The organism is Rhizobium sp. WSM1274, assembly GCF_025200775.1.
GTDB lineage: Bacteria > Pseudomonadota > Alphaproteobacteria > Rhizobiales > Rhizobiaceae > Rhizobium > Rhizobium leguminosarum_I.
The window spans coordinates 1,292,692-1,305,884 of the sequence record NZ_CP104138.1; the positions used below are offsets into that span (position 1 = coordinate 1,292,692).

Sequence of the window (13,193 nt, forward strand, 5' to 3'; positions counted from 1 at the left end):
CTATTTGGTCTCCGGCCGAACCCAGGCGTAGCCGAGCGCGAAATTATCGCCCTGGCGGCCGAAATAATAGGGAAGCGAGAGCGAGCCGATCTCCTGCAGCGCGATGTCGGCCGCCGTCAGCGCCGAGGAAAACCGCTCCGGCATGACCGCATCCGCAGCGGTCGCCGTCTTCTTGCCGCGCCAGACGATCAGCACCGGCCCCTTGGCCTCGGCATAGGCCGGAATGCCCGGTGCCGGAAAATCCGGGATCACGACGGGCACATCGGGAAATTGCAGCCGCATGTTTCCGCCAATATAGGTGTCGGAAGCGATCACCAGCGCCGGTTCCGCCTGTCGCGTCATCTCGCGCGAAAAACCCGCCATCGGTACATTCGGCCTGCTGTATGCACCGATCAGCCCGGCGCCGACGACACGAAAGCCGAGCGCGATCAGCACGCAGGCCATCAGCACCGGCGCGACCAGCCGGAAGCGGCGCAACCCGGCGGAAAGGTCGAGCCCGGCCGCCTGCATCTTCGCCAGGAAATAGATCGGCAGCACCAGCAGGAACGGGTCGAGCCAGCGCTCGCGCACCGTGGTGGAGCCGGTGAACAACACGATCAGAACGATGCCGGCGAGGCTTGCGAGCATCATCCGCTCCATCATCCCAGTCCAGCGATTGCCCGCAAAAAGCGCCCGGACAAAATCCCGGCGGAAGGTGGCGGCGAAGATTGCGACCGGCAGCGCCGCAAAGGCGATGATGGCGACGAGAAAGGCGAGAAGGCCTTTGCCGATCCGTACGGCGCCGACGGGTTCACTGCCGGCAGCCATCTTGACCAGAGTGTCCGACGAGGCGAATGCGAGATTGTCCTGCAGCCAGATCGCGTGCGGCAGGACAATGACGAGCGTGACGGCGGCTGCTGCCAGCATGCGCCAGTCGAGCGCCCTGCGCCGCCATTCGGCATCGGGCAGGATGGCGATCAAGGCGACGACAGGCATCAGAGCGAAATTATATTTCGAGATCAGCCCGATGCCGGTCGCAAGCCCGAGCAGGAGATAGCTGCCGATATCGGGTCGGTCGAGCGTGCGGAAGAAGCCGTAGAGAAACAGCGAGCTGGCAAAGAGCAGCGCCGTCGTGTGGGTCAGATCCTGCTGGGCCATGTAGGAGACTTGGGGCAAGGTGAGCAGCGCCAGCATGCCGACGGCGGCAAGCGCCTCGTCCTTCAGCGCGCGTCGCCCGGCAAGGCCGTAGAAGAGATAGGATAGGAACAGCAGAATGTTCTTCGGAACGATCAGCGCGCCGATCGACATGCCCGCCACCGAAACGACGGCATATTGCATCCAGTTGTAGAAGGGCGGCTGCGGGCCGTAGCCTGCCAGCAGATATTGCGAGAAGAAAGACTGCTCGGCTTCATCGAGCTCCAGCGAATGCGGAAGCGCGATGCGCAGCGCGATGTTGAGCACGAAATAAGCTGCAAGCAGCAGGCCCGCGGTTCTGATCGTCCTCGTCACGCGCTCCAGCATCGTGCTGCCGGCTTAGGCTTGGCTTTGATCGTCGAAGATCTGCCGCACGATATAATTCGGAGAAGCGTCGTCGCGGTAATAGGTACGCGCGATCATTTCTGCCAGAATGCCGGTGGTGATCATCTGCACCGACGACAGCAGCAGCACGACGCCGACCATCAGCATCGGGCGCGTGCCGATATCGTTGCCCAAGATGAACTTGTCGAAGCCGAGATAGAGCAGGATCAGCATGGCGAGCGCGCCGAGGCCGAGACCGAGCGAACCGAAGAAATGCCCCGGCCGCGCCTTGTAACGCATGAAGAACATCACCGACAGCAGATCGAGGATGACGCGAAAGGTGCGCGAAATGCCGTATTTCGAAACGCCGTGCTCGCGGGCATGGTGGGTGACGGCCATCTCGCCGATCCGCGAGCTCGGGACGACACCGGCGACCCAGGCGGGGATGAAGCGGTGCATTTCGCCCATCAGCTTTACCTGTCTGATGATCGAGGCACGGTAGATCTTCAGGCTGCAGCCGTAATCATGCAGCTTGACGCCCGTGATGCGGCCGATCAGGTAGTTGGCGCACCAGGAGGGGATCTTGCGCAGGAACAGAGCGTCCTTGCGATTCTTGCGCCAGCCGACCAAGAGGTCGAGTTCACGCCGTTCCAGCTCGGAGACCATCGAGGGAATGTCCTTCGGGTCGTTCTGCAGGTCGCCGTCCATCGTCGCGATCAGACGGCCTCGGGCAGTATCGATGCCTGCCTGCATGGCGGCAGTCTGGCCAAAGTTGCGCTGGAGTTCGACGATCCTGAGCGCCAGCCCCTCGCCTCCGACGTACTTGCGGGCGTTGACGAGCGTCGCATCCGTGCTGCCGTCATCGACGAGGATCAGCTCCCAGGGATGGGTATAGCCTGCCATCGCAGCCACGACACGCTCGACAAGCGGGCCGACGCTTTCCTCTTCGTTGAAAATGGGTACGACCAGCGACAGCTCGAGCGATTGTACCGGATCATTCGTACCGCGAATGGGCTCTACCGTTGTCTGCAACTTCATCTCCAAAAGGCCGGACGGCCGAGCAAGCTTTACTGCTGCCGCCGCACTTGCGGAAGGCTACTACATGAAGTGTCCGCCCGTTGCCAGCGGCAATGGCGGTTTCCCGCAATCGGCTGATCTGCCTGGGCGCTATTTGGCGCCGCCCACCACCCAGGAGTAACCAATGGAGAAGCTACGTTTGCCGTCACCGAAGAGATAAGGCAGCGTCAGCGTGTTCAACTCTTGCAGATGAATGCCCGATCTCACGAGATCGTTGGCGAAGCTGGGGGAAATTGTCGGGTCATCTGCAGTCTCGCCGCGCCAGATAACGAGCACCGGTCCCTTCGCGTCCGCATATTCAGGAACTCCGGGAGCGGGGAAGAATGGGATTACGACGGGGATGTCGGGAAACTCCAGCCGCATGTTGCCGGCCACGAACTTGGTTCCCGCCACGATGAGAACCGGCTTGCGGGTCGCGGTCAATTCGGCCACGTAACCGGAAAAGGGAACGTTCGTTCTCGTATACGTGCCGATGTATTGAATGCCGACGATCCGGAAGAGAAGGATCGACAGGATGACGACCATGAAGACCGGCACCACGGGCCGGAAGCGCGCAAGACCGGCGGAAAGATCAAGGCCTGCGGTTTTCAATTTCAGGAACAGGTAGATCGGCAGGACGAGCAGGCATGGGTCGAGCCAGCGCTCGTGGATATCGCTGGCGCCGGCGAAGAGGACCACGCCGACGAAGGCGAGCAGGCTGATGACCATCATCCGCTCGATTACCCGGATCATCGGGCTGGAAGAGGAGAGCGCGCGAAAGAAGTCGCGCCGGAAGGCGGCCGCGATGAGAACGATCGGCAATGCGACGAAGCCGAGGACGGCGATGACGAGAGATAACAGTCCTTGCCCGATGCGGGGGAGGCCGGCCGGGGCCAGGTGTTCGGCGGTCATCCGCTCCAGCGTCGGCGCAGAGGCGCTGACGAGATTGTCAGGCAGCCAGAGCGCATGCGGCAGCACGATCAGAATGGCAAGCACGGCCGCCGGCAGCAAACGCCAGTCGATGAGACGGCTGCGCCACTCCCGCTCCGGCAGCACGGCGATCAGGGCGGCAAATGGCAGGATGGCAAAATTATACTTCGAGATGAGCCCGATGCCGGTGGCGATGCCGATGATGAGATAGCTCCCGATCGTCGGCTGGCGCAGCGTGCGGAAAAAGCCGAAGAGGAAGAGCGACGTTGCAAACAGCAGCGCGACGGTATGCGTCAATTCGCGCTGCGCCATCAAACCGACCTGCGGCAGGGTAATCAGGCTCAGCATGGCGACGGCTGCGAGCGATCGGCTCTTCAGCACCTCGCGGGCAGCAAGCCCGTAGAAGAGATAGCAGCCGAAGAGAATGATGTTTTTGGGCACCGAGAGCACCCACATCGATATGCCGGTCACCGAAACGATGGCATATTGGATCCAGTTGTAGAAGGGCGGCTGCGAGCCGTAGCCGGCAAGCAGGTATTGCGAGTAGAAGGATTGCTCCGCCTCGTCGAGATCGAGCGTATGCGGCAAGGCGATGCGAAGCGCGATGTTCAGCAGGAAATAGCCTGCCAGAAAAATGCTTGCGCTCGTAATGCTTTTGGTAATCCGCTCCAACATCGTCTCCACGTCAAGCCGGCAAGGCGCCATCACCGCCGATCGGATCGTCGACGTGCAAGCGTGTCCGCCGCCGCCATCAACTCCGCCGTTGTGCGCAACCTTCATTTCTCCTAAAAGGCCTGGCGACTGAACCGATGCCTGTGGCGACGCCAAGCGAGGAATGCCTACTACATGAAGAGTTCGATCGTTGAAAGCCGGCAATCCTGGTTTATGCGCAATCGCATGACCGTTCTGACGGTCGTCATCGTCGCAGCCTATGGCCTCTTCATCCAATGGTTCTGGGGTTGGCCTGTCATTATCAGGCAGTGGGCCGATGTCGGAGCAGGTCCCGTCGTCAGCGCGCTTGTGCTCCTGACCAGCACCTATTTCCTCCGCACCTGGCGCATCTATGATTATTTCCCGAAGGAAACGGCCGGCCGGTTCGCGGTGCTCTTCCGTGTCACGCAGATCCACAACCTGCTGAACATCATGCTGCCCTTCCGCACCGGCGAGACCAGCTTTCCGCTGTTGATGCGCACCGAATTCGGCATTCCGCTGACGCGTGGAACCTCGGCGCTCCTCGTCATGCGGCTGCTCGACCTGCACGCCCTCCTGGCCGCAGCCGGCATCGGCTTTGCCATCGCTTCAGCCGATGCGGCTGTTGCCTGGTCGCTTTGGACGGTCTTCCTGCTGCTGCCGGTCGCGGCCTTCGCCGCCCGTAAGCCATTGCTGCGCCTTGCCGCCAGGCTGCTGCCGGAGAAGGCGCAGAAGTTCGTCGCCGAGATCGAAAACGGTTTGCCGCTCGATGCTATCGCCTTTGCGCGCGCCTGGGCGATGACCATCGTCAACTGGCTGGTGAAGGTGATGGTGCTGGCATGGGCACTCGGCCTGATGGGGGTGCTTCCAATGGCGGCAAGCTTCGGCGGCGCGCTCGGCGGCGAGCTCTCCTCCGTGCTGCCGATGCATGCGCCGGGCGGCGTCGGCACCTATCCGGCCGGCATCACTGCCGGCGCCATTGCCTTGGGCGCTTCGAGCGAGCGGCTGGCCTTGGCCGCGCTGGCGCAGGCGAGCGTCAACGCCCACCTGCTGATCATTGTCTCGGCCCTGACTGGAACGGCCATCTCGCTTCCCCTCGGCCGCCGCGGCAAGGCTAGGTCGTAAGCTCCAGGATGCGCTTGCGCAAAAAGACCTGTTCCGGCTCCTGCCGGCAGAATGTCAGCGCCGTCTCATAAGCTTGAATCGCCTCGCCCCGGCGTCCGAGCCGCCGCAGGAAATCCGCCCGCGCCGAATGGGCGAGGTGATAGGTCGTCAGTTCCCCCTTGCCGAGAATGACGTCGACAAGCGCCAGTCCTTTTCCCGGCCCCTCGGACATGGCGATTGCCACGGCGCGGTTGAGCTCGGCAATTGCTGAAGGGTGGGCGGCAATCAGCAGGTCGTAATAGAAGGCGATGCGCCGCCAGTCCGTCTCCTCGGGGCTGCCGGTCTTCGCGTGTTCCGCCGCGATCGCCGCCTGGACCGTATAGATGCCGATATCAGGCGCGCGCATGGCGCTTGCGAGCAGCGAAAGCCCTTCTGAAATCTTGCTTCTGTCCCAGCGCGAGCGATCCTGATCGGCAAGCAGCACCAGCGCGCCATCGGCATCCTGCCGGGCAGCACGGCGCGACTCCTGCAGGAGCAGCAGTGACAGCAGGCCTGCGACATCCGGATGCGGCAGCAGGGTTGCCAGCAGCCGCGCTAGCCGGATCGCCTCGGCTGTCAGGTCGGCGCGGACGATCGTGTTGCCTGAGGATGCCGAATAGCCCTCGTTGAAGACGAGGTAGATGACGTGCAGCACCCGGTCGAGACGCTCCGGAAGCTCCGCTCCGACGGGCACTTCATAAGGGATATTCTCCGTCCTGATGCGGTTCTTGGCGCGCACGATGCGCTGCGCGACGGTCGGCGCCGGCACCAGGAAGGCATGGGCAATCTCTTCCGTCGTTAATCCGCAGACCTCGCGCAGCGCCATCGCGGTCTGTGCATCGGCGGCAAGAGCCGGATGGCAGCAGATGAAGATCAGCCGCAGCATGTCGTCCTCGATCGGTTCCATGTCGCCGATCTCCGCTTCTGTGCCATCAGGATAAAGGCCGTCTTCGATATGCTGCAGCGAGGCGTTGAAGCGCGCCCGCCGCCTGAGGTGATCGATCGCCTTGAAGCGGCCGGTCGAAACCAGCCAGGCAACGGGATTGTTGGGCATGCCGTCAACCGGCCATGCCCGCGCCGCCGCCGCAAAGGCATCGTGCAGCGCTTCCTCTGCCGGGTCGAAATCGCCGAGCAGGCGGATCAGCGTCGCCAGAACCCGGCGCGAATGTTGCCGGTAGATATCCTCGATCACCTGTTCCCCAATCACCTGTCTCAAGGGCCGACCCTCACTGCGGCAGGGTGAGCAGTCTCACCGGGCGCAATTCGATCGACCCGACCCGGACGCTCGGAATGCCCGCAACGACCTTGCGTGCATCTTCCAGATCGGCCGCCTCGATGATGTAGATGCCGGCCAGATGTTCCTTGGTCTCGACATAGGGCCCGTCGGTCGAAGACAGAGTGCCATCTCGCACCCTCAACACAGAGGCACAGTCAGGACCTTCCAATGCATCGGAATGGATCATGATGCCTTTGCGCTGAAGTTCCTCGTCATACTGGAAATGCGCCCTGACGAGCTCGTCGCCCTCGGCCTGGCTGAGTGTGCCGTCCGTATCGGCGGAATTATAGATGAGGCAGACGAAGCGCATGGCTATCTCCCATCCTTGATCGAATAGGCGGGCCGAATTTCGACCGATGCATATTTGAGGATCGGGAAGGTGGAAATGATCGCCTTCGCTTCCTCCATATCCCCGGCCTCGATCACAACGAAGCCGCCGAGATGCTCCTTGATTTCGGCGAAAGGACCGTCCGTCGCGGCAACGATGCCATTGCGAACCCTGAGCGTCACGGCCTGCTCCGGCTCGTAGAGCGCCAGCGCGCTCAACATATGGCCGCTTTCGCGCCAGCTGTCGTCGCTGACGATGCATTCTTGGGTGACGGCCTCCCATTCCTCTGGCGTAACTTGGCTGCTCTTTTCGGTATCGAACCAGATCTGGCCCAGAAACTTCATGGCGTCACCTCCTCAGCCGAATTCATGGATGGGGCGAACCTCGATCGCGCCAAGCTTTGCCAGCGGAATGCCGGCCGCAACACGGATCGCGTCATTGAGGTCCTTGGCGTCGATCAGAATGAAGCCGCCAAGCGCCTCCTTCGTCTCGATAAAGGGACCGTCAGTGATCGACATCTCGCCACCGCGCATACGAACCGTGACGGCCGATTGCGGCGATTGCAGCGCCTGGGCAACGATCATATGACCGCTGTCGGCAAGATCGCGGTCATAGGCGAGCGAATCCCGGCCGAGCTTGTTCTTCTCTTCCTGCGACATGGCCGACAGCACCGTGCCGTCGAACCAGACCTGGCAAAGATATTTCATTCCTTGTCCTCCGTGCTGTGTTTTCACAGCCCTTGGACGAACAGCCTAGGCGCTTTTCGACAGCGAAGAAAAATATCTTTTCGTCGATCGCAATGTCGAAAGGCCGAGGCAGCGCTCGACAAAGCTTCGTCTGACGACATCGAGGAGATGGAGCAATGAGCATGTTTGAAATCGGAATAGCACATCTGATCGTCACACGTGGCGCACGCACGATGCCGCCTGTTGAGAATGCCGAGGTGATAAAGGTGCTGGTGAGGACTGTGATCGTGCTGGCGGCGTTTGCCAGCCTGATCGAAGCGCTGCAGCTTGCCGCAAGCGCTTGAGAACAGTGCGCGGCCGGGCGGATAAGGCCGGGCCGCGCCTGATATCTTATTGAAACGCTGTTTCGAAGAAGCTGCGAAGCTTGCGCGAATGCAGCGCTTCCTTCGGCATGGCGGCAAGCTTCTGGACGGCGCGGATGCCGATCTGCAGATGCTGGTTGACCTGCGTGCGGTAGAAGGCCGTTGCCATGCCCGGCAGCTTCAATTCGCCGTGCAGCGGCTTGTCGGAGACGCAGAGCAGCGTGCCATAGGGCACGCGGAAGCGAAAACCGTTGGCGGCAATTGTCGCCGATTCCATGTCGAGCGCGATTGCGCGCGCCTGGGAAAGCCGCTTCACCGGCCCGCGCTGGTCGCGCAGTTCCCAGTTGCGGTTGTCGATCGTGCCGACGGTGCCGGTGCGCATGATGCGCTTCAGCTCGAAACCCTCATAGCCGGTGATTTCGGCAACGGCGGCTTCGAGCGCCACCTGCACTTCGGCCAGCGCCGGGATCGGCACCCAGATCGGCAGGTCGTCGTCGAGAACATGGTCCTCGCGCATATAGGCATGGGCGAGAACATAATCGCCGAGCCGCTGGCTGTTGCGAAGACCGGCGCAATGGCCGAGCATCAGCCAGGCATGCGGGCGCAGCACGGCGACGTGGTCGGTGATCGTCTTGGCGTTGGAGGGGCCGACGCCGATATTGATCATGGTGATCCCGGCATGGCCCTTCTTCTTGAGATGGTAGGCCGGCATTTGCGGCAGCCGGGTGAGGGTGGCATCCGTTTCCGGCGCGTTCGAACCGGGCAGGGTGACGACATTGCCGGGCTCGACGAAGGCGGTATAGCCGTCGCCGCCTTCCGCCATTAGCTTGCGCGCCCAGCTGCAGAATTCGTCGATATAGAACTGGTAGTTCGTAAACAGCACGAAATTCTGAAAATGCTCGGCATGCGTCGCCGTATAATGCGACAGGCGGGCGAGCGAATAGTCGATGCGTTGCGCGGTGAACGGCGCAAGCGGCGAGGGCTCTCCCGGCGGCGGGATATATTCGCCGTTGGCGATCTCGTCGTCGGTGGTGTTAAGGTCGGGCGTGTCGAAGATATCGCGCATCGGAACGTCGACGAATGCTGTCGTCGATGCTTCCACATGCGCACCCTCGCCGAAGGCGAAGTGCAAGGGGATCGGCGTCGCCGATTCCGAGACGATGACAGGAACATTGTGGCTCTTCATCAAAAGCGCCAGCTGCTCCTTCAAATAATGCTTGAAGAGCTTCGGCCGGGTGACGGTCGTCGTATAGATGCCGGGTGCCGTGACATGGCCGTAGGAAAGGCGGGAATCGACATGGCCGAAGCTTGTCGTCTCGATGCTGACCTGCGGATAAAAAGCGCGGTAGCGCGAGGAGATCGGAGCACCCTGTGCAAGTTCGGTGAAGCTCTCGATCAGGAACGCCGTATTGCGCTCGTAAAGCGCCGTCAGCGTCTCGACCGCGTTGGCAGGATCATCGAAACTCTCAGGCTGGAAAGGTGGTGGAGAGGATATGTCGAGGGGCGACAAAGGGGAGATTCGTTTGTTCATGACGCATTATAGAGAGTTGTTTTTGACAAGCAAACGACGCGCGCCGACGGATTCCGATTTTTTATCCTCTTGCCGGTCTGGAGCGAATGCCTGTCGCCCAAAGTGCGCAGCGGTTTCGGGACAACGACACGCATAAACCAAAGACCTAAAGCGCATCGCACGATGCGCTTTCGTTACCGCACCGTGGGCGCGCAGAAGGTACCGTTCCTCTCCAGGCAGGTATAGCTTGCCCCGAAATGCGACTGCGTACCGCCGCCGCCATTATGCACCACAACCGCCGAAAACGTAATCGCGAAGATCGCCGCAAACAGCGTAATGATGCTAAAGCGTCTTGCCAGAATATAGATGTTCATCCCCTTGTCCCCGATACGCAACTCTATCGTGAGAAGAGTTTTGGCATGCGACGGCTGAACGAGTGCTGAGATGCCGGTTCATCAGCCGTTCAGCTTGCTGGGCAGGGTCGGCCGACCGCCAAGGGCTTGGAGGCATGTCGGCGTCGACATGCTTGGTGTTTTGGATGATGGCTGCGCATGTGCGTTACGATATGCTTATAAGTTGGTTCGGCCATTCTTCGGCCGGTCAATCCCGCGCGGTATGGATCACACGCAAGATAACGACGCTTTCACGTCCCGCGACAACTGCAGCTCATAGGAATTATGTAGGGGAACGGGCTGAGGGATTTTTCGTAAGTGCCGGTTACTCGCCCTGGTCGACCGGTTGCAAATTCGCCAAGTCCTCGATGGCGTCCACACCCTTTCGGCCGCATCGGAGCTGTCCTTCGCGATGCAACGCAGAATTTCGAGATTATCCTCGTGTGCTTCCTTCGACCAAAGAACCGGCCTCATCCGGGCGAGGGCTTCCTGCGCTTGGCATCCTCGACGACCTCACGCATTTCGGCGACAGCCTGCTCGTGCCGTACAACGCGCCCAGCTTCCGCATCGGCCATACCGCGCTTGATGCCCTCGATGATTTCAAGCTCGCGCTCCACATAGGCCGCTACGGCCTCGCCGGCGAGGAACGATTTGCTGCGTTGCGAATCGGCGGCAATCCTGTCGAGCTTTTCTTTTACGTCGGGGCGGATCCGAATTATCATGGTCGTGCTGCCGGCCATTTCGAAACTCCTGTGTTGAATTGTGTACAATTTAACACATGTCGGCCTTGCCTGTTATCCCCGCGTTCTCTCAGAGCCGGGTCCATGTCTGCGACTTGCAGAGGACCTTCGTCACGCAGCCCTGCATCCTCAGCGAATTGCCTGAAACCTTGCCTGCGCCGCTATAGGTCTTCTCGGCGGCGGGGTCGATGATCTCACCGGCATAGCTGCCACCGGTTCCCGCAAGCGTGCCGATCTTTCGGCCGGCATATTTGCCGGTCTTCAGCGTCACGCAATAACTGCCGCCGCAGGATGCGATCACCGCCGTATCGCCGGCAGCCGTCTTCCAGTTGCCGACGATCGGCTCCTCGGCATGCGCGACACCCGCGATCACTGCAATCATGCTGGAGAGAACGAAACTGCGGATCATCTTTTCCTCCATGATGTCCTTCATCGTCGCGAAAATAACTGACGCGAACGTAGAGATAAATAGGGCCGATCGCTGTTCCGCGGATCGGGTGAATCGGGAGAAAAAAGCCTGCGGCGAGCTTGTAAAGATATCGTCTGCTGATTTTATGATGAATGATCCGTTTATTTTCAAATCTGAATCTTTCGTAAAATTCAAACGAAAATCCTTAATTCGCAAGGAATCTGATGTTTAACAAAAATCCAAATTTACCAAGCATTTGCACTTTGTTTGTCTAGAATTAATCATGCATTTTAGGCGTTTCTTGAAGGCCGCTTGGCATAGTGAAGCCATCAAACGAGCGGGGCAAACCCGCCGAACCGGAAGGGCCGCAAGCCGCGATAGACGGCGAGGCCCAGAGGTAAAACAGGGTAAGTCATAAACAGGCTAACAGGGATAAAACCGATGGCACGCTTTGAAATGCACAATGCTGAAACGGCCACCATGGGTGGCGACAACAGCGCCGATGTCTTCTGTGAAATGGGTCTGATGTATGCGACCGGGCGCGGCTGCGAAGTCGATCTCGTCGCAGCCCACAAATGGCTGAACATCGCCGCAATCAAGGGCAACGATCGCGCCGCCGAGCTTCGTGCCGACGTGGCCGCCGCCATGGACAAGATGCAGCTCGTGGCAGCGCTGCGCGCCGCCCGCGAGTGGATGACGGTTCACTAGAACAGGATGATTTTAGGCCGCTTCGGCCTAAAGTTTGAATCCTGTTCTAAATTAAAGAGTTAGAGCATGAGGTCATCCGAAAACCGCTTACGCGTTTCGGCATCTTGCTCTGAGGCCGTCTCCGATCAGGAATTCGACAAGAGCAGCAATAACAACCTCAAAAAGAGGGGGCTGGCGGGCGCTTTGGACAGGGCCGACGCCGGGAGAAGAGAACCGTGACCGGATTTCCTCCACGGCCGCGGTTCTTCTGTTTTATCCGCCGATCTTTTTCAGAACCTGCGGCAGAGCCTGTTCGAGTAGCGCCATGTCCGCCTCCGGCCCGACGCTGATGCGGATGCAGCGGTTGAGGGGCGCCACACCGGGCATGCGGATGAAGACGCCGTGCTCTATCAGGCCGTCGACGATCGACCGCGCATATGAGCCGTCGCGCCCTGTGTCGATTGCCACGAAATTTGTTGCCGAGGGCAGGGGGATGAGGCCGTTCGCCCGGGCGATGCCGCCGATCCGCTCCCGCGCCGCATGGATTTTCCCGACCACCTCGACGAGATAGGCCTGGTCCCTCAGCGCCGCGAGCGCCGCCGCGGTCGCCAGCCGGTTCATGCCGAAATGATTGCGGATCTTGTCGAAGGCCTGCGCCGTGCCTGCCGTCGAGATCGCGTAGCCGGTGCGTGAGCCGGCAAGTCCGTAGGCCTTGGAGAAGGTGCGGGTGCGAACGACGTTTGGCATCTCGATGAGCGAGGAGATCGACGGCAGCGACCCTGCCGGCCCCGTCTCGCTATAGGCCTCGTCGAGCACCATCAGTGTCGTCTCTGGCAGCGCCCGGGCGAAGGCGACGATGCTGTCGGCATCCCACCAGCTTCCCATCGGATTGTCAGGATTGGCGAAATAGACGAGCGGCGCATTCTCGCGCTTCACGGCATCGAGCAGACCATCGAGATCCTCGCGGTCGTTTGCGTAGGCAACGGTCACCAGCCGGCCGCCGAAACCGGCGACATGGAAGTTGAAGGTCGGATAGGCGCCGAGCGAGGTGACGACGGGCCCGCCCGGTTCGATCACCAGCCGGACGATCTGGCCGAGCAATTCGTCGATGCCGCTGCCGATAGCGATATTGGCGGCCGAGACGCCGAGATGGGCGGCAAGCGCTTCCCTGAGCGCGAAATTCTCCGGATCATTGTATTTCCAGATATTGCCGGCCTCCTCGCGCATCGCAGCAAACACGGAAGGCGCGGGGCCGAAGCCGTTCTCATTGGCGCCGATGCGCGCCAGGACGGCAAGCCCGCGCTGGCGCTCGATGGCCTCGGGACCGACGAAGGGAACTGTGGAGGGCAGGGCGCTGGCAAGAGGTGTGAAGCGCGAAAAGGCGGACATGCGAAGGCGGTTTCCCGGACATGTTGACAGTCGGGGCAACAATAGGCCCGGGCACGGCCAACGCAAGCAAGATTATTTCTGCAACAAGCTTGTTATGG

At 60.8% G+C, this 13,193-nt stretch carries 15 protein-coding genes; 3 read left to right on the plus strand and 12 right to left on the minus strand.

Annotated features, from left to right (window positions below; genetic code table 11):
- From N2600_RS06570 to N2600_RS06580, 3 genes are all read right to left on the minus strand, one after another.
- Nucleotides 1–1,500 carry a glycosyltransferase family 39 protein gene (locus tag N2600_RS06570; RefSeq protein WP_260298475.1) on the minus strand — a complete coding sequence of 500 codons (1,500 nt, stop codon included), beginning with the start codon at nucleotides 1,498–1,500 and terminating at the stop codon, nucleotides 1–3.
- 12 nt (nucleotides 1,501–1,512) lie between these two features.
- The gene (locus N2600_RS06575; protein WP_222387275.1) at nucleotides 1,513–2,529 is read right to left on the minus strand and encodes a glycosyltransferase family 2 protein; all 1,017 of its coding nucleotides are present in this window, start codon (nucleotides 2,527–2,529) and stop codon (nucleotides 1,513–1,515) included.
- Between the two features lie 135 nt (nucleotides 2,530–2,664).
- Complete coding sequence (locus tag N2600_RS06580) at nucleotides 2,665–4,158, minus strand: ArnT family glycosyltransferase (RefSeq protein WP_260298476.1); 1,494 nt, start codon at nucleotides 4,156–4,158, stop codon at nucleotides 2,665–2,667.
- 171 nt (nucleotides 4,159–4,329) lie between these two features.
- Here N2600_RS06580 and N2600_RS06585 point away from each other — a divergent pair, with 171 nt between their 5' ends.
- Nucleotides 4,330–5,298 carry a flippase-like domain-containing protein gene (locus N2600_RS06585; RefSeq protein WP_260110519.1) on the plus strand — a complete coding sequence of 323 codons (969 nt, stop codon included), beginning with the start codon at nucleotides 4,330–4,332 and terminating at the stop codon, nucleotides 5,296–5,298.
- On the opposite strand, the gene N2600_RS06590 is transcribed toward N2600_RS06585, so the two are convergent.
- The 4 genes from N2600_RS06590 to N2600_RS06605 are packed head-to-tail and all read right to left on the minus strand — an operon-like array spanning nucleotide 5,288 to nucleotide 7,627.
- Nucleotides 5,288–6,523, minus strand: a complete 1,236-nt coding sequence (locus tag N2600_RS06590; protein WP_260298887.1) for an RNA polymerase sigma factor — start codon at nucleotides 6,521–6,523, stop codon at nucleotides 5,288–5,290. The genes N2600_RS06585 and N2600_RS06590 overlap by 11 nt on opposite strands.
- Before the next feature lie 19 nt (nucleotides 6,524–6,542).
- Nucleotides 6,543–6,902 carry a YciI family protein gene (locus N2600_RS06595; protein WP_017963631.1) on the minus strand — a complete coding sequence of 120 codons (360 nt, stop codon included), beginning with the start codon at nucleotides 6,900–6,902 and terminating at the stop codon, nucleotides 6,543–6,545.
- Nucleotides 6,903–6,904: 2 nt separating this feature from the next.
- Nucleotides 6,905–7,264, minus strand: a complete 360-nt coding sequence (locus N2600_RS06600) for a YciI family protein (protein ID WP_170278254.1) — start codon at nucleotides 7,262–7,264, stop codon at nucleotides 6,905–6,907.
- Between the two features lie 12 nt (nucleotides 7,265–7,276).
- Nucleotides 7,277–7,627 (minus strand): YciI family protein, encoded by a 351-nt coding sequence (locus tag N2600_RS06605; protein WP_170278253.1) that lies wholly within the window; start codon nucleotides 7,625–7,627, stop codon nucleotides 7,277–7,279.
- Nucleotides 7,628–7,782: 155 nt separating this feature from the next.
- Between N2600_RS06605 and N2600_RS06610 the strand changes: the two genes are divergently transcribed.
- Nucleotides 7,783–7,950, plus strand: a complete 168-nt coding sequence (locus N2600_RS06610; RefSeq protein WP_170280456.1) for a hypothetical protein — start codon at nucleotides 7,783–7,785, stop codon at nucleotides 7,948–7,950.
- A gap of 46 nt (nucleotides 7,951–7,996) precedes the next feature.
- Here N2600_RS06610 and amn read toward each other — a convergent pair whose 3' ends face one another.
- The 4 genes from amn to N2600_RS06635 all read right to left on the minus strand — a co-directional run bounded on the left by amn (nucleotide 7,997) and on the right by N2600_RS06635 (nucleotide 11,019).
- Nucleotides 7,997–9,499: an AMP nucleosidase gene (amn, locus tag N2600_RS06615; protein ID WP_222387274.1), complete on the minus strand. Its 1,503-nt coding sequence runs from the start codon at nucleotides 9,497–9,499 to the stop codon at nucleotides 7,997–7,999.
- A gap of 173 nt (nucleotides 9,500–9,672) precedes the next feature.
- Nucleotides 9,673–9,852 (minus strand): hypothetical protein, encoded by a 180-nt coding sequence (locus N2600_RS06620; protein ID WP_017963636.1) that lies wholly within the window; start codon nucleotides 9,850–9,852, stop codon nucleotides 9,673–9,675.
- Nucleotides 9,853–10,340: 488 nt separating this feature from the next.
- A complete protein-coding gene (locus N2600_RS06630) occupies nucleotides 10,341–10,610 on the minus strand; it encodes a CopG family ribbon-helix-helix protein (RefSeq protein WP_170280457.1) in 270 nt (89 codons plus the stop codon).
- Between the two features lie 70 nt (nucleotides 10,611–10,680).
- Nucleotides 10,681–11,019 (minus strand): DUF2147 domain-containing protein, encoded by a 339-nt coding sequence (locus N2600_RS06635; RefSeq protein WP_170280458.1) that lies wholly within the window; start codon nucleotides 11,017–11,019, stop codon nucleotides 10,681–10,683.
- 441 nt (nucleotides 11,020–11,460) lie between these two features.
- On the opposite strand from N2600_RS06635, the gene N2600_RS06640 reads away from it, so the two are divergent.
- On the plus strand, nucleotides 11,461–11,727 hold the full coding sequence (locus N2600_RS06640) for an SEL1-like repeat protein (RefSeq protein ID WP_018071017.1): 267 nt from the start codon (nucleotides 11,461–11,463) through the stop codon (nucleotides 11,725–11,727).
- Nucleotides 11,728–11,979: 252 nt separating this feature from the next.
- Here the strand turns inward: N2600_RS06640 and N2600_RS06645 are convergent, their stop codons facing one another.
- Nucleotides 11,980–13,095 (minus strand): pyridoxal phosphate-dependent aminotransferase, encoded by a 1,116-nt coding sequence (locus tag N2600_RS06645; RefSeq protein ID WP_170257634.1) that lies wholly within the window; start codon nucleotides 13,093–13,095, stop codon nucleotides 11,980–11,982.
- Nucleotides 13,096–13,193: the final 98 nt, after the last annotated feature.